At 64.9% G+C, this 977-nt stretch carries 1 protein-coding gene and 1 pseudogene; one reads left to right on the top strand and one right to left on the bottom strand.

What is annotated here, in order from left to right; translation table 11 throughout:
• Positions 1 to 476, bottom strand: a 476-nt coding sequence (locus tag EN750_RS36305; RefSeq protein WP_145968282.1) for a methylated-DNA--[protein]-cysteine S-methyltransferase, incomplete at its 3' end; no start/stop codon positions are given.
• A 181-nt stretch (positions 477 to 657) separates the two neighbouring features.
• On the opposite strand from EN750_RS36305, the pseudogene EN750_RS36300 reads away from it, so the two are divergent.
• Positions 658 to 977, top strand: a pseudogene (locus EN750_RS36300) (lytic transglycosylase domain-containing protein); the annotation flags it as partial.

Here is a 977-nt window from a genome sequence, read left to right as displayed (position 1 = left end):
CCTATGGCGAGCTGGCCAAAACCGCCGGCGGCAAGGATGCGATGGCAAGGGATGACCAGCGGCACCGGATTTGAGCCAAGAGCGGCCCCGGTTTCGCGGGCGAGCCCGGCATGGCCGGCGGTTTTGGCCAGCTCGCCATAGGTGGTGGTTTCGCCGAAGGAGAGTTTTCGCGCGGCGTCGTAAATGGCGAGGCGGAAATCGTCGACGCCGTCGAGATCGACCGGCACGGCGGAGAAATCGATGTCCTCGCCCGCCGCATAGGCCTTGATCGCCGCGATCAGCTCGACCACCCATGGCGGCTGCGCCGTGGCACTGGAAACGCCGCCATGGCGCAGCAGGCGCCGCTCCACCGTTTCGCGGCTGCGTTCGGGCAGGCAGAGCCGGATCAGGCCCTTTTCGCTCCAGGCAATGCCCATGAAACCGATCACTGTTTCTAACACTGCGTGGCCGGCCGTGATCGAAACTGTCGTGACCATGATGCGTTCCTTCCCGCAAAGTGGCGAAATCCGGGATTCGTTCCGGTACATATCCGGAACAATATGGCATCACCGCCTGCGTCTCGCCACCCGAAAACCACCTGATCGCCCCGATTGCCCGGCCTGAATCGCTGGTGTAAGGAATTTCTTAACAACCCGACAAACCGGACCCGAGCGCGGCTTGCCAGCAAAACTCAACCTTATCGCGATCGGCGTGATCCTGGCCGCCGTCGGCATCAGCGGCTGCACGTCGACCTCGCAGATGAAGCCCGCGCCTGCTCTCACCGAAACAGCGACCGCCGCCGGCACTGACGCCGGTTTCACCGTGCCGCTGCCGGAGACAGTTTCGGTGCTGCCGGAATCATCAGGGATCGCCCCCGTTCAGACGGCCGAGCTGCCGCTCGATCCCGCCGCACAGCCGGCTGCCGCGACCGCCGCTTTTGCCGGATCGATACCGGCGGCACCAGCCTTGCCCGCGGTGATGGCCGCCAATGCCTGGCA

Source organism: Mesorhizobium sp. M7A.F.Ca.ET.027.03.2.1, assembly GCF_003999175.1.
GTDB lineage: Bacteria > Pseudomonadota > Alphaproteobacteria > Rhizobiales > Rhizobiaceae > Mesorhizobium.
Note: the sequence above shows the minus strand (reverse complement) of the source record. Positions and strands in the feature narration are given on the sequence as shown.